The organism is Pseudonocardia yunnanensis, from assembly GCF_039534065.1.
Taxonomy (GTDB): Bacteria; Actinomycetota; Actinomycetes; order Mycobacteriales; family Pseudonocardiaceae; genus Pseudonocardia; species Pseudonocardia yunnanensis.
Window position 1 is genome coordinate 629,827 of sequence record NZ_BAAAUS010000006.1, and the last position, 17,694, is coordinate 647,520.

At 69.4% G+C, this 17,694-nt stretch carries 17 protein-coding genes and 2 tRNA genes; 10 read left to right on the plus strand and 9 right to left on the minus strand.

Annotated elements, in window-relative coordinates; all coding sequences use genetic code 11:
* The first annotated feature begins 11 nt into the window (after positions 1 to 11).
* Both ABD743_RS09200 and ABD743_RS09205 read left to right on the plus strand, forming a co-directional pair.
* Positions 12 to 101 (plus strand) — tRNA-Ser (locus tag ABD743_RS09200).
* A 56-nt stretch (positions 102 to 157) separates the two neighbouring features.
* Positions 158 to 230: transfer RNA gene (locus ABD743_RS09205), tRNA-Arg, on the plus strand.
* 55 nt (positions 231 to 285) lie between these two features.
* Here the strand turns inward: ABD743_RS09205 and ABD743_RS09210 are convergent.
* The gene (locus tag ABD743_RS09210) at positions 286 to 951 is read right to left on the minus strand and encodes a tyrosine-type recombinase/integrase (protein ID WP_344720684.1); all 666 of its coding nucleotides are present in this window, start codon (positions 949 to 951) and stop codon (positions 286 to 288) included.
* On the opposite strand from ABD743_RS09210, the gene ABD743_RS09215 reads away from it, so the two are divergent.
* A complete protein-coding gene (locus tag ABD743_RS09215; RefSeq protein ID WP_344720686.1) occupies positions 932 to 1,936 on the plus strand; it encodes an NAD(P)-dependent alcohol dehydrogenase in 1,005 nt (334 codons plus the stop codon). The genes ABD743_RS09210 and ABD743_RS09215 overlap by 20 nt on opposite strands.
* Positions 1,937 to 2,110: 174 nt before the next feature.
* Here ABD743_RS09215 and ABD743_RS09220 read toward each other — a convergent pair whose 3' ends face one another.
* Together ABD743_RS09220 and ABD743_RS09225 are read right to left on the minus strand one after the other, a co-directional pair.
* A complete protein-coding gene (locus ABD743_RS09220; protein WP_344720687.1) occupies positions 2,111 to 2,365 on the minus strand; it encodes a hypothetical protein in 255 nt (84 codons plus the stop codon).
* Positions 2,362 to 2,499, minus strand: a complete 138-nt coding sequence (locus ABD743_RS09225) for a hypothetical protein (RefSeq protein ID WP_344720689.1) — start codon at positions 2,497 to 2,499, stop codon at positions 2,362 to 2,364. The genes ABD743_RS09220 and ABD743_RS09225 overlap by 4 nt, the downstream gene beginning before the upstream one ends.
* Before the next feature lie 247 nt (positions 2,500 to 2,746).
* Here ABD743_RS09225 and ABD743_RS09230 point away from each other — a divergent pair, with 247 nt between their 5' ends.
* The 3 genes from ABD743_RS09230 to ABD743_RS09240 all read left to right on the plus strand — a co-directional run bounded on the left by ABD743_RS09230 (position 2,747) and on the right by ABD743_RS09240 (position 5,849).
* Positions 2,747 to 3,502, plus strand: coding sequence for an ankyrin repeat domain-containing protein (locus ABD743_RS09230; RefSeq protein ID WP_344720690.1), 756 nt, complete (start codon positions 2,747 to 2,749; stop codon positions 3,500 to 3,502).
* Positions 3,503 to 4,225: 723 nt separating this feature from the next.
* Positions 4,226 to 4,831, plus strand: a complete 606-nt coding sequence (locus ABD743_RS09235) for a DsbA family protein (RefSeq protein ID WP_344720692.1) — start codon at positions 4,226 to 4,228, stop codon at positions 4,829 to 4,831.
* 217 nt (positions 4,832 to 5,048) lie between these two features.
* A complete protein-coding gene (locus ABD743_RS09240) occupies positions 5,049 to 5,849 on the plus strand; it encodes a DoxX family protein (protein WP_344720693.1) in 801 nt (266 codons plus the stop codon).
* Positions 5,850 to 5,856: 7 nt separating this feature from the next.
* Here the strand turns inward: ABD743_RS09240 and ABD743_RS09245 are convergent, their stop codons facing one another.
* Both ABD743_RS09245 and ABD743_RS09250 read right to left on the minus strand, forming a co-directional pair.
* The gene (locus ABD743_RS09245; protein WP_344720695.1) at positions 5,857 to 6,582 is read right to left on the minus strand and encodes an SDR family NAD(P)-dependent oxidoreductase; all 726 of its coding nucleotides are present in this window, start codon (positions 6,580 to 6,582) and stop codon (positions 5,857 to 5,859) included.
* A gap of 62 nt (positions 6,583 to 6,644) precedes the next feature.
* Complete coding sequence (locus ABD743_RS09250) at positions 6,645 to 7,352, minus strand: acetate uptake transporter family protein (protein ID WP_344720696.1); 708 nt, start codon at positions 7,350 to 7,352, stop codon at positions 6,645 to 6,647.
* 1,103 nt (positions 7,353 to 8,455) lie between these two features.
* Here ABD743_RS09250 and ABD743_RS09255 point away from each other — a divergent pair.
* Entirely contained in the window at positions 8,456 to 8,965 is a 510-nt protein-coding gene (locus ABD743_RS09255) for a hypothetical protein (RefSeq protein WP_344720698.1), read from the plus strand.
* Between the two features lie 153 nt (positions 8,966 to 9,118).
* The gene (locus ABD743_RS09260) at positions 9,119 to 10,519 is read left to right on the plus strand and encodes a sensor histidine kinase (protein ID WP_344720699.1); all 1,401 of its coding nucleotides are present in this window, start codon (positions 9,119 to 9,121) and stop codon (positions 10,517 to 10,519) included.
* Here the strand turns inward: ABD743_RS09260 and ABD743_RS09265 are convergent.
* Both ABD743_RS09265 and ABD743_RS09270 read right to left on the minus strand, forming a co-directional pair.
* Positions 10,452 to 11,177, minus strand: coding sequence for a response regulator transcription factor (locus ABD743_RS09265; protein WP_344720701.1), 726 nt, complete (start codon positions 11,175 to 11,177; stop codon positions 10,452 to 10,454). The two genes, ABD743_RS09260 and ABD743_RS09265, sit on opposite strands and share 68 nt — an antisense overlap.
* A gap of 112 nt (positions 11,178 to 11,289) precedes the next feature.
* Positions 11,290 to 12,177 carry an aminoglycoside phosphotransferase family protein gene (locus ABD743_RS09270; protein ID WP_344720702.1) on the minus strand — a complete coding sequence of 296 codons (888 nt, stop codon included), beginning with the start codon at positions 12,175 to 12,177 and terminating at the stop codon, positions 11,290 to 11,292.
* Between the two features lie 125 nt (positions 12,178 to 12,302).
* On the opposite strand from ABD743_RS09270, the gene ABD743_RS09275 reads away from it, so the two are divergent.
* Positions 12,303 to 12,611: an antibiotic biosynthesis monooxygenase family protein gene (locus ABD743_RS09275; RefSeq protein ID WP_344720704.1), complete on the plus strand. Its 309-nt coding sequence runs from the start codon at positions 12,303 to 12,305 to the stop codon at positions 12,609 to 12,611.
* A 49-nt stretch (positions 12,612 to 12,660) separates the two neighbouring features.
* On the opposite strand, the gene ABD743_RS09280 is transcribed toward ABD743_RS09275, so the two are convergent.
* Both ABD743_RS09280 and ABD743_RS09285 read right to left on the minus strand, forming a co-directional pair.
* Positions 12,661 to 14,055, minus strand: coding sequence for a selenium-binding protein SBP56-related protein (locus tag ABD743_RS09280; protein WP_344720706.1), 1,395 nt, complete (start codon positions 14,053 to 14,055; stop codon positions 12,661 to 12,663).
* A 234-nt stretch (positions 14,056 to 14,289) separates the two neighbouring features.
* Positions 14,290 to 14,544 (minus strand): S1 RNA-binding domain-containing protein, encoded by a 255-nt coding sequence (locus ABD743_RS09285; protein ID WP_344720707.1) that lies wholly within the window; start codon positions 14,542 to 14,544, stop codon positions 14,290 to 14,292.
* 329 nt (positions 14,545 to 14,873) lie between these two features.
* On the opposite strand from ABD743_RS09285, the gene ABD743_RS09290 reads away from it, so the two are divergent.
* Positions 14,874 to 17,654 (plus strand): ATP-binding protein, encoded by a 2,781-nt coding sequence (locus ABD743_RS09290; RefSeq protein ID WP_344720709.1) that lies wholly within the window; start codon positions 14,874 to 14,876, stop codon positions 17,652 to 17,654.
* The last annotated feature ends 40 nt before the right edge of the window (positions 17,655 to 17,694 follow it).

Consider the following 17,694-nt stretch of genomic DNA (forward strand, 5'->3'; position numbering starts at 1 on the left):
GAGAGGCCCCGGGAGGCTTCGCCTAGTCTGGTCTATGGCGCCGCACTGCTAATGCGGTTTGGGGTCACCCCCCATCCCGGGTTCAAATCCCGGAGCCTCCGCGCCCGGAGCGGTCGGGTAAGATCGACCGCGACGGAGTACGACAACTGAAGAGCACGCGCCCGTAGCTCAACGGATAGAGCATCTGACTACGGATCAGAAGGTTAGGGGTTCGAATCCCTTCGGGCGCACTCAGAAAGTCCCAGGTCAGGCCCTGATTTCACCTCGGTGGAACGGGGCCTGACGTCATGTCAGGACCTGCGTTTTGCACCGATTTGCACTGCAACTTGCGGTCGTGCTCCTGCGTGGACCTGCGGCGTGCTCGGTCCGGTACGCCGCCGCGAGCACCGCGCCCGCGGCCTTGAGCCGCCGCTCGACGTCCGGATGGATGTAGTGCTTGCGCGTCGTGGACACCCGCCCGCCGAGCGTGTGCCCGTGCCACATCGAGTTGTCGGCCTCCGGTACGCCTTCCTCATCGAGCAGCGTCGCCGAGGTGTGCCGCGTCCCGTGCAACACGATCCGAGGCAGGCCGGCGCGCTTGCCCTCCCGCTCGAACTCCTCACTCACCCGCTCCGGGTGCAGCGGCGCCCCGTACTCGTCGCACGCCACGTAGCCGTCGCCCTCGTGCGCTTCGTACCCCTCACCGCACGCCAACCGCTCGGTGTCTGGCTGGTCGTCAACGGCTTCAAGCCCTCGCTCATCACCACCACCGCGTGAGCAGGAGTAGGGCATCGCTCGCTCCCCGTCAGCTGAGAACCCGGGTGTGCGTAACCTGCTCCGGTCGGAGGTCAAGTAGATGAGCCGTCGAGGACTCGGCGGGATGAACGACCACATCGGCCTAACTGCCAGCCATACCCCACTCGACGACCTCACTGGGAGCTTGTAGACCCCCATGAGCACGAACAAGACCATGAAAGCGCTCGTTCAGGACCGTTACGGCCCCCCCGACGTCCTCAAGATCGACGAGGTGACAAAGCCTTCGCCTGGCCCCGGAGAGGTGCTCGTCCAGGTCAAGGCTGCATCAGTCAACGCCCGTGACTGGCACGTCATGCGGGGCGAGCCCCGGCTTGCGCGCCTTATGGACCGTACGACCTTCGGTCGCTCCGCCCCGCGGGTCAAGATTCGTGGCACGGACTTCGCAGGCGTCGTGGAGTCCGTGGGCGCCGGCGTCACCCGGTTGCGACCGGGCGACGCGGTTTTCGGCGAGTCCAATGCGGCGATCGCCGAGTACGTCGTGGCGTCGCAGGATGCCGCGGCTGCGATGCCGCCCGGAATCGAGTTCGAGCAGGCCGCCGCTATTCCTCTCGCTGCCAACACGGCCCTCGTCTGCCTGCGTGCGGGTACGCCGGAGGCGGGGCAGACAGTCCTGATCAACGGGGCGTCCGGTGGGGTGGGCACGTTCGCGGTGCAACTGGCCAAGTCGATCGGGTTGCACGTGACTGCAGTCTGCAGCGCCCGCAACGCCGACCTGGTGCGCTCGCTCGGCGCCGACGTCGTCGTCGATTACGGCCGCGAAGACTTCTGCAAACTCGGGGCTCGCTACGACCTGGTCGTCGACCTCGTCGGGAACCGGTCCCTGCACGACCTTCGCAGCGTGCTCACCCCTTCCGGAAGCCTGGTTCTGTCAGGCGGGGGCGTGTCCGGCGAGGGGCGATTCCTCGGGCCAATGGGCCTGTTGATCCGCGCCCAGGTGTATGCGCGCCTGTTTCGGTCTCGGTTGACGATCCCGGAGGCGAAGCCGAGCAGGGAAAGCCTCGACGAGCTCGCCGAACTTGTCGCGGCCGGAGCGATCACTCCGATCGTGGACAGGACCTTCGCATTCGACGACGCCGCCGGCGCGATCAGGTACCTCGAAAAGGAACACGCTCGCGCAAAGGTAGTCGTCAGCTACAGCTGACTACGCTTGCTGTGCGATTGCTGCGCTCGCGCCGGTGACCCCTACGAACGGACCCGTCCTTGCCGCACGCGCACGTCTCGCGGACGGCTGGCGGGTGGGCGAGCGGGCGCGGCATCACGTCGCCAAGCGAGACCAGCTCGCCCTCGACCACCTCCGGGAGTTCGTCGGCGGCGCTCACCGGGCACCCCCCGCCGCGCGCACGCGGTCGAGCAGCGACACGAGGGTGCCGACGGTGGAGACGTCCCACCCGGCGAACCACTCGATCATGCGCTCGTCGTAGGCGCCCAGCTCGACACCGGCGAGCGCCTCGCGGATGGCCGCGATCCGGTCGGCACGCGCCGCTTCCGGCTTGTAGATGGGTGGCTGGCAGACGTCGAACGGGGCCCGCACGGCAACGGGCTCGGCATGCAGCGGTCGGAGGTCGCTCATCGGGCCGTCACCTGCCCGAGCGGCACGCCGAGCACGAGCGAGATCGGCCCGCACCGGTCGGGGTCGACGGCGATCAGCAGCCCGACCGTGCACGCGGAGCACAGCTCGACGGCGCCGGCCGCCGTAAGCGTCATCTAGCGTGCCTACGGATCAGAAGGTTAGGGGTTCGAATCCCTTCGGGCGCACCAGGTCAGAGTCCCCGTCGGCGATCTTGTAGCCGGTCTGACGGCTCGGATCGCCAGCAACGGCCACCTCACGACAGCTGCTCGTCGAGGTGGCCGAGTGCTTTCCGCTGGTTCCGCAGGTTCATGTGGCCGTACGAGTCCATTCCTGCTCGGTACAGTTCGCCCCGATGACCGTGCCGGCCGAGCAGCCCCTCCGGTGAGCGACCCGCCGCAGGGCAACCCCGTGCTGTTGCCCGCAGCCTCCGCGCTCGCCCGTGCCGTCACGGGGGCGATCCGAACCGGGGACGTCGATGAACTGCGCCGGCTGCTCGCCACCTACCCGCAGCTGGCCACCGCCCGCGTGGGCGACGACCGCGAGTCCCGCGCCCTGCTGCATATCGTCACCGATTGGCCCGGCCACTTCCCCCGCGGGGCCGCCACCGTAGCCGTGCTCGTCGGGTCCGGCGCCGACGTCAACGCCCGCTTCACCGGCTCGCATACCGAGACCCCGCTGCATTGGGCCGCCAGCTGTGACGACGTCGAGGTCATCGACGCGCTCCTCGACGCAGGCGCCGACGTCGACGCCGACGGTGCCGTCATCGCCGGCGGGACACCCCTGACCGACGCCACCGCCTTCGGCCAGTGGAGCGCTGCCCGTCGCCTCGTCGAACGCGGCGCCCGCGCCGGGCTCTGGGAAGCCGCCACACTCGGCCTGCTCGAGAGCGTCGACGCCTACCTGTCGGCCGATCCCGGACCGACCAGCGAGGAGATCACCCGCAGTTTCTGGGGCGCGTGCCACGGCGGCCGGCGCAGCACCGCCGAGTGCCTACTCGACCACGGCGCGGACCTGAACTGGATCGGCTGGAACGAGCTCACTCCCCTCGACGTCGCCGTGCGCGCCGGGGCCACCGACCTCGCGGAGTGGCTCCGCACCCGCGGCGCGCGACCCGCCGAATCAGTCAAGAACGTCTGACGATCACAGGCGCGGTGGCCCCATGGGTGACCCGGACGGCCCCCAGATGGACGATCAGGACATCCGCGGTGCCTGGCAGTCCGCCGAGCGGCAGAACGGCTCTCAGCGGCCTGGTCGCGAGAGTGGGGCTATCGCTCGACGCCACGGCGGCACCGGCCGGCCCGGGATGTCTCAGCGCCCGTCGACAGGGGTGCTGCCGGTGCGCCGGGACCGTCGCCCATCTGGCCGTCAGCGCCACGCCCTGAGCAAGATCAACAAAAGAATGATCACGGAATTGTCACTCTGAAGAGTTGGTTCCGTCGGGAATGCACCTGAGTGGCGTAACCCCCGTGATCGGAAGCAGTTAAACCGATCGCCACTGTGCGGCTCCACAGTGGTGGGCGCTTCAAGGATTTCGGCCCGATGGTTCGCGACTGCAGGTGCTCTGTGCAGCAGCCTCGCGCACCCGACGGCGGCGCGGCCGACGAGGAAGGACTGCGGCGTGTGCTGACCCAAATTCAACGGCCGCATGACTCCAGCGATGCGCCGGTCCGCGAGAACCGAGCGACCATCGCAGGTGGTGGGCCGGCACGCAGCGGTCGCCGGACGCGGGCCATCGTCGGGCTCGCGATCGTCGTCGCCGTGACGGCCGTCGGTCTGATCGTCCAGTCGGAGCGCAAGGCAGCGCAGGCGGCTGCGGCACCGATTCCGGTCAGCACGGTGACCGCTCGGTATCCGGAGGCGATGGACCCGTTGACGGGTGTGGTGACCGTCGGCCTGTCCACCGCTACCGCGACCATCGATCTGTACGAGGACTTTCTGTGCCCGGCGTGTGCGGTGTTGTACGACGCCCATGACGAGCAGATTCGGTCAGCCGTGGAACGCGGCGAACTGCGGGTCCGCTTCCACCTGTTGCCGTTCTTGGATCGCTTCTCCGATCCACCGGGCTACTCCGGTCGGGCTGCCAACGCCGCGATCGCCGCTGCCGAGGGCGGAAAGTTCGTGCCCTACTACTCCAGCCTGTACGAGGCGCAGCCGGCAGAGGGCTCGGCCGGGTTCACCGATGCGCAACTGCTGGCGCTGGGTCAGGCGCTCGGGCTGGGTCCGAAATTCGTGGACGCGGTGGAGCGCCGGCGCTACCTGCCCGCCATCCAGCGTGACTACCAGCAAGCGCTGGCAACCGTGGGCAGGGACCACTACCAGGGCAACTTCAGGACACCCACGATCGTCCACGACGGACAGCTTGTGACCTACGAGAACCAGGGCCGGCCGATCGATTGGCTGAGCCCGCTGCTCGACGAGGCCGAGGCTGCAACAACCCCCGCTCACCATCGGCCGCCGCAGCGCTGAACACAGCGGCCCCCTCGTCTGCGTCTAGGAGCACACCATGAGACTCCGGCTTCCCAAGCCGATCGTCGCCGACGAGACGCCCACCGTCGAGTTCGAGGGCCCGACCCAGCCGATCCGGCGCCAGGCCGAGCGGGACGCCCGGCCCGACCCGGAGAACGCCCGGGCGACCGAATCGAGCCGTCCCGCGCGTGATCATCGATGGGCGCGTCTGCTCGACGTGATCGGCGCCCTCGCGCGGCTCGGGCTCGCCGCGGTCTGGATCGTCTCCGGAGCGGTCAAGCTGCTCGATCCCGGGCAGACCTATCTGGCCGTCAAGGCCTACGGTGTTCTGCCCACGGCAATGATCGGTCCGGTCGCTGACGCGCTGCCGCTTGTCGAACTGTGCTTGGGCATGCTGCTCCTCGTCGGGATCGGCGTCTGGCTCAACGCCTTTCTGAGCGCCGCGCTTCTGCTCGTCTTCATCGCTTACGGCCAGGAACTGCTCCCCGACGCCGCTTTCCTCGCCCTCGCCGCATGGCTTGTCCTCCGGCCTCGCACCTGGGCTTCCCTTGGTGCGATGGCCATTCCCCGGACGGCGACCCCCGAAGTCGAAACCGAACCTCCGGCGGCAGCACGACCGACGTCGGCCGCCGGCCGCACGAAACCCGCACCGGCTCGGCCGACCGCAACTGCGCCCCGGCCGGCACCTCCGACCGCAACCGCGCCCTCGCCGGCACCGGCGAACACAGCCGACACCGCTTCCCACGCGCAGCTTGTGCAGCAGATCGCCCAGGTCAAAGGTGCGCTCGCGCAGACGCGGCGGCAACTGCGAGCGCTCGAGCGGGCACACTCGGCCCAGACCGCACGCGCTGATCGCGCCGAGGCCGCCCGCGACGCGGCGCTGGCCCATGCCGCCGCGGTCGCGCAAAAGCCCAGAACCACCCGGGTCGCGATCATCAACAGCGGGAGGGTCACGGGGATCGAGATGAGGACAGGCAGCCGAGCGGAGGAGTTTTCCGCTGCCTGGCCGACCCACTGACCCACGGTCAGGTGGCGGCGGCGCCGCTGTCGACTGCCAGGGTCGAACCTGTGACGTAGCGCGCTCGGGGCGAGGCGAGGAACAGGATCGCCTCGGCGATCTCGCGTGCTCGTGCCGTGTGCTCTCGCTCAGGCAGGTTTCCCGCGAGATCCTCGCCCCACCCGACGCCGGCGCTCTCGGAGCGGATCGGTCCGGGCGCGACGCTGTTGACCCGGACCCCTTGTGGGCTGAACTCCGCTGCCCAGGTGCTGGTCAGCGACATGAGAGCAGCTCTGGTGGCGCTGTAGCCCGAAGCGCCTGCGACCCCCATCGAGGCACCCATCGCGGCGACGTTCACGATGCTGCCCCGACCCTTTGCCAGCATGGCGGGGGCGAGCAGTTCCGTCAGGAAATAGGTGGCGCGCACATTGGTGTCGAACATGTTCTGGAACGAGGTGACGTCCTGGTCCGCCGTCAGCCCGGTCGGGGAGCCCGCCGCGTTGTTGACCAGGATGTCGACCTCTCCGGCCTGATCGGCGAGGTTCTGGATCGAGTCGAGATCCCCGAGGTCGGCCGCGATGAAGCGAACGTCCCCACCGTTGCCTGCGATCTCGGCGGCGGCTCTCTTTCCCTGTTCCGTGTTGCGGCCGGAGATGATGACCTGCGCGCCTTCACGAACCAACAGGCGCGCCACATGAGCGCCGATCCCGGCCGAGCCACCGGCGACCAGGGCGACGTGACCCTCGAGCTCCATCGGATGAACGTCCTTTCTTCCTCGACCCGGAAGGAGCCGCCATCTCGCGATCGGGCGCACCGTCACGCCGGGCTGGGTCGCGGGCCGGTGCCGGGAAGCTGCACCGTGCGGCGCCTGCCGATCGGCAGGACGGCCCGCTCGGCGGTGGCCTCGAGCATCATCGCGGCGGCGAGGTACGAGGCCAGCACGGCGGGGGCGAGCAACACGTAGCCACCGATGGTCTGGATCACGGGCACGCCGCCCAGGAGCGCGATCGCCAGCAGCACGGAGCTCGCCGCCAGCGTGGCCAGGACGGTGGTGAGTGCGATGTTCTCGGCGGTGGCGGCGATCGCACCGACCAGCGTGATCGCGGACAGCACGACCAGCCAGAGCCCGAAGGCGACAGCGGCGGTGGCGTCGGTGGTGGCGGGGGGTAGCACGCCCAGCGCGATGAGCAGGCTGTAGAGGCCGTAGCCGATCCAGAAGGAGCCCCAGATGCCGTGCATCGCGGTGGCCAGCCCGTCGCGGGACACGCAGGCCCACATGGCGGCGAGGAGCTCCGCGATTCCACCGGCGGCGAGGGCGAAGGGGAAGAGGATCTGCGGCGTCTCCGCGGTGCCGTACCAGCCGGCCAGGTCGGCGGCGACCATGAAGGTGGCCGCGGCGAAGCCGAACAGTCCGAGAATGGATGGCGCAGCAACCGGCAACAGCGCAATGGCGGTGTGGTCGCGCGGGTACCCGCGCTCGGGCGGCTCGGCGGCCGTCCCGCACCCTTCGGTGTCGGTGCTCAATTCGCCTCCGGATCCGTGACCGTTTCCCGCCCGTGCATTGCCTGGGCCGGGTCGGGTGTCCAAGCCGGATTCTCTGTTGTTGCCGGGGCGAATCTGACACCAGGACGTGACTGCGGCCGAGAAATCGAGGATGCGTGTGGCGTCGGCCCGCGCCACGGTTCGTCCCTACGTGGCGCGAGCCGTTGGGATAAGGCTGACGTTCGAGCGGGCGGATGTCGTCACGGCCTCCGGCCATCCTCACTACCGGCTGGCCGGAACCCCCGGTGTCCGCCGGCCGTGCCGCGGGGGACGATACGGACGAACCACCCAGGGTCGGCGAAGTGCCGTGTCGACGGGGTGCGCATTCAGGGCGAGTCCGAACGAAGCGGCCGCAGCGGCGAGGAGCGTCGGTGTGACGATGCTTACTCGCTGGTCGCTGCTGAGATGGCAGCAGATCGCACCGATCTTGTACCAGGCCGACGGTCACGGTCGGAGTGAGGTGACGGGCAGCTGCGATGATCGTGCTGAGCTCCACGGAGACCCCGTGCGCGGACAGTGTCCAACCGGGCTCGGTACGTCACGGCGAGTGGTCGAGGAACAAGCCCAGGAACGGGTCGGGCCTCGTGGCGTGCCGGTCGGTGCGGGCAACTCTTCCCGCATCGCGTCCGTGATGAATCGGGTGGAACAGGCATGAGAAGTGCGGCTCTATACCACGAAGCTCGCCGACCTCGTTGCTGAGACCGGAGCCGGTTCCGGTGGCCGCGTTTGCAGGTCGACTCAAATCCCTTGGCTACCTGGGTCACAGAGTTGATGAAGCCAGGTAGCGTATGGACTCGCAGTGGGGGCTACCTCTTGCCATCCGTTTACCCAGCAGTGGCCCGGTGCTTACGCGGCACTCCTTAGAGTCTAGGAATCCGCTGATCTCCAGGCCCAACGCCAGATCGAGGTGATGGCCGATGGTGACGCACGAGACCGGGACCGGCTCGGGCATCCTTCGAACAGCGAGTCCGAGTGAGGCGGACGTGATGGCGGCCCGCGCCGCCACCCGCGAGCTGCTAGCCAATGACCCAGTCTTGGGAATGCTCGGCCTTCACGCATCACGCATCCTGATCGTCGGACCTGAGATGAAGGTCCCTGACGACGGCTACTTCCTCACGTTGGACTGGACGGGAGAACCGTGGGGCTCTGACACGGTCGCCGTGCAGAGGGGCCCGGAGATCGTCGTCCTGCAGAGCCTGCAGGTGTCGGCACACAAGTGCACGGCGGACGGGCGGCCGGACGGACGGTCGCAACGCACGTTCTCCGCGCTACTGGATCGCGCCGAGACCGTCCTCAGGGGCTCGGCGATGACCGTTCCCGAGCCGCTACTGCGAATCACTCCACGAGGTCGTGGGCTCACGCGGCTGGACAAGAACGGTGAGCACGTGCAGTTGTTCGCCGCCTTCGACGTGGTGTCCCGGGCCAGAAAGGTGCGCGAGGAGCCTCGGCACCAGAAGAACGCCCGAGGGTCCTGTCCAAGGCAACCCGTACGTGACGGCGCGGCGTTACTCGACCTGCCGCCGTGGAGAGCATGTGGCGACCTCGCTACGCCCGGCTCCGGCACGCCGAACGGAGCTGCCCCCAGCGTCAACTGAACCCTGGGAAATCTGATCTCATCACGCCCCTCGAAGCGGTTCCGAACCCGTTTCCGTCAAGGGCGCTGGAGTGACACGTGCCGTCGGGCGAGGCATGCTGGAGTGCCCACCGAGCGCGGTGACAGCAGCGCCGGCGGAACGGAGACGACGCTCGTGCGCACTCGAATCATCGGTTTGGCGGTCTGGGCCTCGGTTCTGGCCATCGTGCTCTTCGGCGTGCCATTGGCCCTGGCGGTGCACCAGTATGCGCTGCAGGCCGAGCGCGGCGAGCTCGAGCGGGTCGCCAACGCCGTCTCGTTCACGGTGGCCTCGGACGTCTACGACGGCGAGCGGATCGATGAGATCAGTGGACCCGGGCTGATCAAGGTGGCGGTGTACGACCAGCACGGTAGCCAGCTGGGAGGAATGGGGCCACGCGGCGAATCGGAGGTTGCTGAGGCCCTCGGCGGCGGTGTCGGCAGCGGAACCGCCAACGGCGATCTGGTCGTCGCGGTGCCGGTCACCCACGATGACGACGTCATCGGGGCAGTTCGGGCGTCTGCGCCGGAGAGCGCGGTCATGCAGAGGGTGATGCTGGTCTGGGCCGGTATGGCTGCCCTCGCCGTATTGGCCGTTGCTGCCGCCTGGCTCGTCGGGCGTCGGCAGGCCCGGCGGCTGGCCCTTCCGCTCGAGGACCTGGCCGTTGCCGCCCGTCGGCTGGGTGAGGGCGACTTCAGCGTGCGCACCCGGCGAGGCGGGATCCCGGAGATCGATTCGGTGGGGAGCGCACTCAACGGCACGGCCGGTCGCCTCGACGACCTCCTCGCCAGGGAGCAGGCGTTCTCCGCGGACGCCTCCCATCAGCTGCGGACGCCGCTCGCGGGCCTCCGGCTCCGGCTCGAGGCGGTCCTCGAACGCCCGGACGATGAACTCAGGGCGGCCATCGCAGCGAGCCTCGTCGACGCGGATCGGTTGGAAACGACCATCGACGAGCTTCTTGCCCTCGCCCGGAACAAGCGCGCCGCACAGGTGGCCCCGATCGATCTCGGCGCACTGCTGGACGAGATGTCACCGGAATGGTGCGCGCGCCTGGCACTCCAGGGACGCAACCTCGAGCTGAAGATCGATTCGGCGGCCCAGAACCCGTCCGCTTCCACCGCCGCCGTTCGTCAGATCCTCGGGGTGCTCATCGACAACGCGACGATCCACGGCTCGGGAACCGTCACGGTTGCGGTCCGCGAGTCCTCGGATGCCGTGGCCATCGACGTCTGTGACGAGGGCGCCGGCGTGTCTGATCCGGAGAACGTGCTGTTCACCCAACGGGCCGAGGAGCGCAACGGGCACGGTATCGGCCTGCCGTTGGCACGTCGCCTCGCGGAGGCCGACGACGGACGGCTCGAGCTGACCCAGCGGACACCTCCGGTGTTCACGCTTCTGCTGCCGTCGGCAGTCGCCGAGGATCCGGTGGTGGAGCCCGTGCCGGGCAACTCGGCACGAGCTACCGCGACTAGTGAGCCACGCCGTCGCTGGCCGGTGGGTCGAGTGCCAACCGATAGCCGTGCCCCCGGAGCGTGACGATCTCCGGGACCTGGGCCCCGGCCAGCGCGGCCATCTCCGTCATCTTGCGGCGGAGCGCCGCAACATGGACGTCGAGGGTCTTCGTCGAGCCGAACCAGTTCTCGTCCCACACCTCGGACATGAGCGTCTCGCGGGTGAGCGCCACGTCCGGTCGGGCTGCGAGGCAGGCCAGCAGGTCGAACTCCTTGGGGCGGAGGCGGAGTTCCTGCCCGGAGACGGTGACACGACGTCGGGACACGTCGACGACCAGGTCGCCGATCGACCGGACCGGTGGCGCGGCTCCGGTCGCCTCGTTGCGGCGAAGGTGAGCACGGATACGGGCATGGAGCTCGGCCAGCCGGATCGGTTTGACCAGGTAGTCGTCGGCGCCCGCCTCCAGCCCCACCACGACGTCCATCTCCGCAGCCCGTGCTGTCAGGATGACGAGAACGCAGCCGGGTTGAGTGCGCCGGAGCTGTCTGCACACCTCGACACCGTCGAGGTCGGGGAGCCCGAGGTCCAGCAGGACGAGGTCGACGACGGTGGCGGCGGCCCGTGCGAGGCCGCCCGCGCCCGTCTGCTCCCACATCACCTCATGGGCGTGGCTGCGCAGGCTCGACGCCAGAACTTCACCGATCGTCGAGTCGTCCTCTACCAAGAGGATGCGACTGGCCACTTGGCCATCCTTGTCCCCGAACGCGCGGTCAGCCAGTCAGCGGTGGGGTGTCCTGCCGAATTCCCGGTGTACGACTGGTCAATCCCGCAGCCGTCGGCGAGGCCCTCCAGGCTCAGGACCGCGAGAATTCCTCGAGTACGTCGGCGGCCACCCGGGTTGCTTCCGAGGTGGCCGCAGGGGTGGCGTCGGGGGAGTCGATCGTGATGAGGGCTTTCCACAGTGCCCAGCCGCGCCCGCGCGCCCACATCGCGTCGTCGGCGGGCATCGCGGACCGGAATGCCTCGCGGCTCGCCCCGTCGAGGAGCGTCCATGCGACGACGAGGTCGCAGGCGGGATCCCCCACGCCGCAGGTGCCGAAGTCGATGACCGCTGCAAGCCTCCCGGCGCCGTCGACGAGGAGGTTGTTGGCCGCGACGTCGCCGTGGAACCACACGGATGGACCTGACCAGGCGGCCGTGAGCGCGTCCTCCCAGGCGGCGGTGGCAGTGGCGGCGTCGATCCGCGGACCGAGCGCCGCGATGGCATCGCGCGTCTCCGTGTCGTAGACCTCGAGTGGGGCGCCGCGGTAGAAGCAGTGCGCGCCGGCCTGTGGTCCGCCGGTCGCGCTGATCTGCTGCAATGCCACAAGGAAACCGGCGAGGTCCCGCGCGAAGGCGTCGAGGTCGGCGATCCGGTCGCGAGTGGTGATGCGTCCGTCGATCCACCGGCGGACCGACCACGGCCACGGGTACTCGCTGCTCGGTACACCGAGGGCGAGCGGAACGGGGATCGGGAGCGGCAGGTGCGGTGCGAGCCGCGGCAGCCAGGTGTTCTCCTTCTCGACGCTGCGCACGTAACCCTCGGCGCTGGGGAGCCGCACCGTCATGGTGTCTCCCAGCCGGAACGTGCGGTTGTCCCAGCCGTTCACCTCGACCGGAACGACCGGGAGGCCGGACCACTCCGGAAACTGCGTGGCGACCAGCCGCGCGGCGAGGGCGGAGTCGATCAGGTCGCGGTCCATGACCGGCCATCCTGCTGGCGCCTTCGCACGCGGGCGACCCAATTCCTCAACGGTCCGTCGCCGGAGTGGCGATCGGCCGCCGCGGGAACCCCTGGCACGGAGCCCGCAGGAAGGAGAAGGTCCAGATGATGACCGTTGTCACCGGAGTGACCCTCAAGACCGGATCCGAGCCGGAGTGGGACGCAGCGATGCGGGAGCGACTGGCCGCCGCCCGTGGCCGGCCGGGGTGGGTCGCAGCGCAACTGCTCATCCCTCTCGACGGCCAGAACAAGCGCGTGGTCGTCGGGACGTGGCAGAGCCGTGCCGACTGGCAGGCATGGCACGAGGACGAGGCGTTCGCCGAGACCCGCGCCAGGATGGAGGGTCTTCAGGAGGGCGAGAGCGCGATGTCCTGGAACGAGGTCGTCGTGGACGCGCGCGGCGAAGGGATCTGACCGCGCCCGTCGGCGAGCTCGTCCAGCTCGCCGCCGGGCGGCCGGTCGGTCAGTGGTAGCAGTAGGAGTCGGAGGAGGCGTCGCCGCCCTGCAGGCGGATCTGGTGGACGCGCAGGCCGCGGAAGTCGTCGCCGTGTGGGAAGAAGTTCGGGTCGATGCTGAGCCCGCCGTTCGGGTCGGCGTCGAGTTTGGTCATCCAGGCCCCGACGCCGTCGGGGTAGAACTGGTCGTCCCAGGAGCCGTAGAGGGAGTTGGTGAAGTAGACGCGGCGTCCGTCGCGGCTGACTTCGACCATTTGCGGGCCGCCCGACAGTGGCATGTCGGGTTGGGCGGGGTGGGCGGTGCGCTCGACGATGCCGCCCAGGCGTACCGAGCCGGTTTCCCGGGGGTGGGCGGGGTCGGTGACGTCGAACTGTTTGAGTTCCCCGGTGCCCCAGCAGGAGACGTAGAGGAAGCGGTCATCGACCGACAGGTCGATGTCGGTGATCAGGGGTGGGACCGCGGCGAAGGGTTTCAACGCCGGGGGCAGCAGGTCCGGGTCGGCGGGCTCGGCCGGGATGGTGATGACCTTCTCGACCTGCCAGTCTCCGTTGTCGCGGTGCCAGCGCCAGATCGAGGCGGACAGGTCCTCGGTGGAGATCACCACGCCGACGAAGCCCCAGGTGGCGTCGGGGTCGTGGGAGGGGCGGACCTCCAGCACCATCTGGTGCTGGGCCCCGAGGTCCACGCTCTGCTGGTGCGCTCCCTTGGCGAGGTCCCAGAAGTGCAGGTGGTGGCCGTATTTCTGGCCCAGTAGCAGTTCGGGCACCACGCCGTTCTCGATCATCGAGGGGCTGCCCCACTCGCTGGAGATCAGCACGTTCTGGTTGAGGTGCCACCAGGCGTCATAGTGGAAGTGCTGCGGGCCGCGGTCGGTTTCCCAGGCGCGCAGGACCTCGAAACTGTTGTGGTCGAGCAGCGCGATGCCTCCGGGCCCGTCGTCGTCGCCCTTGGGCCCGCCCAGACACGTCAGGAACACCCCGTCGGGTCCGCAGTGCAGGGTGTGCGGGCGGGAGTAGCCGGCCTTGTCCGAGAGCTGGGTGGCGTCGATGGTCTTGACCAGCTTGGGCTGGCGCGGGTTCGGGCCGGTGTCCAGCACGTAGATGGTGGACGAGCGCAGCCCGGGCACCAGCAGATAGCGTCGCGCCAGCCCGGCCAGGTCGTGGCCCTCGTGGCGCAGCGCGCTGCTGCAGGCGTTCCAGCCGAAGTGGTGCAGCTCGTCACCCAGCCCGGGCACGTCGGTCCAGCCCACGACCCGCCCGTAAGACTCGGACTGCGCGTTCACATCGATCACGGTCATCGCATCGCTGCGCTGACCGGCACGGTCGAAAGCCACCACGTAGGCCAACTCCTCACCCGGAGCAGCTGCGGCGTCGGCGGCGGACCGGTAGAACGTCGGATCCATAGCGGGCCTCCTCGTCTCGGTGCCTCCCTTCGTGACGGTAGGCGCCCGCATCGACCAGGTGAAGCATGCTGCACGCGGTTCTCGGAATATGCGCGTGCGAATCCGGGGCCTTTAGCCATGTTCATGATGAATGGGGGAACGGCGAGCACGCGTGCGGGCCGTTGCTCGCTCGGCCGTCGCTCTAGGCTGCCGAGTGGCCCGGGGGCGGTCTCAGCGCCCCCGGGCCACCGGGCATCAGGCCAGAGCAAGGCTCACCCGACGGTTGACCAGGTCCAACTGCAGGATCCGGACCGAGACGGTCGCGCCGAGCTCAGGCTCGGCCGACCACTCCGACTGGTGCAGCAGGCCCTCGACGCCGTCGTGCAGCTTGACGAAGGCGCCGAACGGCACGATCGACGTCACGATTCCGTTCACCGGCGTGCGCGCGCACTGCTGGGTGAGGAACTGCTGCCACCCCGACTCCGGCGTGATCTGATGTGGTGTGCTCATGTGATTCACCTCCTTCCACCGCGGAATTCGTTCGTTTCCGCAGTGGGTGGCGGGCCCCTGGCCCGCCTGGCGATCACAGACCTGCCGGGAACCCGTCTCGCTCGTGGCCCATGGCCGACCCGGCAGTCACGCGAGGACCGTAGCAGGACGAGATCACCGTCTCAATGACGGCGACGGACAAGCGCCGGACCAGCGTGGATGTGGCCGTCCGGCCGCCACGCGCCACTCCGACCGGCGCAGTCCACACGCTCCTCACGTCGGTCGAACACCTTCGGATAACGCGTAAACTGCACGATTTCCGTGCTTACGACCAGACGAGGACAACTCGGATGGGTGATACCGATACTCGTCAAACGCTCAAATACGGAGGGCTGGTCGGACGCGAGCGAGAGCTCGAGCGCATCCGGTCCTTCCTGGTCCGCGCAACCGCCGAGGGCGATGCGCTGCTGTTGTCGGGTGAGCCCGGCGTCGGGAAGACGGTGTTGCTCGACGCCGCGGCGGAGGAGGCGTCGGCCGCCGGCACGCGGCTGCTTCGTGTCGCCGGGGTGGAGTTCGGGGCCGACGTCGCGTTCGCCGGACTCAACCAGCTGCTCCTCCCGCTGCAGAAGGACGTCGGGCGGCTCGGCCCAGCACACCGCCGTGCGCTCTCGGCCGTGCTGGGCATCGGTGACGACGCAGGGGGCGCGCGGCTGACCGTGTTCACGGCGGTGCTGGCCCTGCTGTGCAGAGCCGCGGTCGATCGCCCGCTGCTCGTCATCGTCGACGACCTGCAGTGGCTCGACCGGTCGAGCGCTGCGGTGCTCGGCTTCGTCGCCCGCCGCCTCACCGGAAGCCGGATCGGGCTGATCGCCGCATCGAGAACGGCAGGTGAGAGCTTTCTCGACCACGGCGGACTGCCGCAGAACGAGGTGCGGCCACTCGACGAGCAGGAATCGGCAGGCCTGCTGGGGGCCTACTTCCCGATGCTCGCCCCACACGTGCGTCGGCGTGTGCTGGCCGAGGCCCAGGGAAACCCGCTGGCCCTCCTGGAGCTCCCCGCGGTGATCAGCACTTCGCAGCGCGCGGCGCGAGCGGCGTTGCCCTCGGTTCTGCCGCTGAACCGCCGGCTGCTCACGCTCTTCGCGTCCCGGGTCGCCGACCTACCCGCCGGCACCCGTCGTGTGCTTCTGCTCGCTGCCCTGGACGGCACCGGTGACCTGGGCGTACTGCAAGCGGCCATCCACGGTGGGAGCGGGTTGCCGGATCTGCAGCCTGCTGAACTCGGGCGGCTGGTGAGCGTCGACCACGGCACGCGCCGGCTCCGCTTCCGTCACCCGTTGGTGCGATCAACCGTGGTGGAGTTCTCGAGCGAGCTCGAGCGGCGGTGGGCCCATCGGGTGCTGACCGAGGCGTTGACGAACCAGCCGGAGCGTCGCGCCTGGCACCTGGCCGACGCGACGTCCTCGCCGGAGGAGCCCGTGGCTTCCCAGCTCGAACGCGCAGCCCAGCGGATGCTCGCCCGTGGTGACGCGGTCGGTGCCACCGGCGCTCTGCTCCGGGCGGCCGAGCTCAGTCCGCGCGGAGCCGACCGTAGCCGCCGGCTGGCCGAGGCGGCGTACGTCGGGGTGGACGTGACCGGCCAGCTGCACACCGTTCCGCGGCTGGTCATGGATGCCCGACGGGCGGACCCCGACCACGGCGGGTCGCTCGGGGCCGCGGTCGCGACCGCCTACCTGCTCCTCAACGAGGAGGGGGACGTCGACACGGCCCGCCGCCTGCTCATCGGGGCGATCGAGGCCAAGGACGGCGAGTACCGGGCCGACGACCGGGCCCTCATCGAGGCGCTGTACACGCTGTTCCTGGTGTGTTTGGTCGGCGCCAATCGTCAGGAGCTGTGGGAACCCTTCCATGCGGCCGTCGCGCGGCTGACGCCGCGACCCCCGGCGATCCTGTCGCTCTGTGCGGTGACCCTGGGTGACCCGGCGCGTGCCACGGCTGAGCAGATGACCGAGCTCGGGACGATCATCAGCCGGCTTCCGGACGTGAATGATCCCGCCCGGATCGTCTGGATTGGCAGAGCGGCGTTCTTCGTCGATCGCATGACGGCGTGCCGGGAGGCGCACTGGCGGGTCGTCCACGACGGGCGTCGTGGCGGGGCGGTGGCCTCGGCCATCGCCGCGCTGGTCAACCTCTGCGTCGACGACGTGTTCACCGGCCGATGGGACGAGGCGCAACAGCTGGTCGAGGAAGGCCGCGCTCTGTGTGCTCTCCACGGTTACCGCCTCCTGGAGTGGCCGTTCTGGTTCGCCGAGGCCGTCATGGCGGCTTGGCGAGGCCATGTCGACAGGGCGCAGGAGCTCACGGACAGGATGATGCGCTGGGCGGCCCCACGCGGGGTGGAGCTCGTGCGGTCGTACGCGCAATACGTTCGTGCCGCCACCGCTCTCGGGCAGGGCGACGCCGAGGAGGCCTATCAGCAGGCCGCGGCCATCAGCCCGCCGGGCGTCCTCGCCCCCCGTCAACCGATGGCGCTCAGGGCGGCGATGGACCTCGTCGACGCCTCGCTGCGTACCGGCCGCCACTCGGACGCCGTTGCGCATGCCGCCGCGATGGCCGATGCGGGTATCGCCGCGCTCTCCCCGCGGCTGGCTCTCGTGGCACTCGGGTCGGCGGCCATGGCCGCCCCCGACGACGTCGCCGTCGGGCTGTTCGAGCAGGCCCTCGTCGTTCCAGGTGTCGAGCGCTGGCCGTTCGACCTGGCACGGGTCCGCCTCGCGTACGGGGAACGACTGCGCAGGCACCGGGCCAACTCGACGGCGAGGGTGCAGCTCACCGCGGCGCTCGACGCCTTCGAACGCCTCGACGCCCGGCCGTGGAAGAAGCGGGCAGGTCTCGAGCTCCGCGCCCTCGGCGGCGGGGTCGCCGCGGCCGAGGACTGCTGCGCCGGCTCCCTCACCTCACAGGAACAGGTGATCGCGATGCTCGCCGCTACCGGCCTGACGAACAAGGAGATCGGCCGGCGGCTCTATTTGTCGCATCGGACGGTCGGTGCACACCTGTACCGGGTCTTCCCCAAGCTCGGGATCAGCTCCCGGGCGGCGCTCCGCGACGCGTTGCGGCCCCAGTACTGAACGCCGATCTTGAGCTGATTTACCTGACTGCAGTAACTTT

Bases quoted from the DNA above. Each gene is read 5' to 3' on its own strand.
- ABD743_RS09210 (WP_344720684.1), bottom strand. From the start codon at position 951: ATGGTCTTGTTCGTGCTCATGGGGGTCTACAAGCTCCCAGTGAGGTCG.
- ABD743_RS09235 (WP_344720692.1), top strand. From the start codon at position 4,226: ATGGACCCGTTGACGGGTGTGGTGACCGTCGGCCTGTCCACCGCTACC.
- ABD743_RS09255 (WP_344720698.1), top strand. From the start codon at position 8,456: ATGAAGGTCCCTGACGACGGCTACTTCCTCACGTTGGACTGGACGGGA.
- ABD743_RS09290 (WP_344720709.1), top strand. From the start codon at position 14,874: ATGGGTGATACCGATACTCGTCAAACGCTCAAATACGGAGGGCTGGTC.
- ABD743_RS09285 (WP_344720707.1), bottom strand. From the start codon at position 14,544: ATGAGCACACCACATCAGATCACGCCGGAGTCGGGGTGGCAGCAGTTC.
- ABD743_RS09225 (WP_344720689.1), bottom strand. From the start codon at position 2,499: ATGACGCTTACGGCGGCCGGCGCCGTCGAGCTGTGCTCCGCGTGCACG.
- ABD743_RS09220 (WP_344720687.1), bottom strand. From the start codon at position 2,365: ATGAGCGACCTCCGACCGCTGCATGCCGAGCCCGTTGCCGTGCGGGCC.
- ABD743_RS09275 (WP_344720704.1), top strand. From the start codon at position 12,303: ATGATGACCGTTGTCACCGGAGTGACCCTCAAGACCGGATCCGAGCCG.
- ABD743_RS09270 (WP_344720702.1), bottom strand. From the start codon at position 12,177: ATGGACCGCGACCTGATCGACTCCGCCCTCGCCGCGCGGCTGGTCGCC.
- ABD743_RS09215 (WP_344720686.1), top strand. From the start codon at position 932: ATGAGCACGAACAAGACCATGAAAGCGCTCGTTCAGGACCGTTACGGC.
- ABD743_RS09280 (WP_344720706.1), bottom strand. From the start codon at position 14,055: ATGGATCCGACGTTCTACCGGTCCGCCGCCGACGCCGCAGCTGCTCCG.
- ABD743_RS09245 (WP_344720695.1), bottom strand. From the start codon at position 6,582: ATGGAGCTCGAGGGTCACGTCGCCCTGGTCGCCGGTGGCTCGGCCGGG.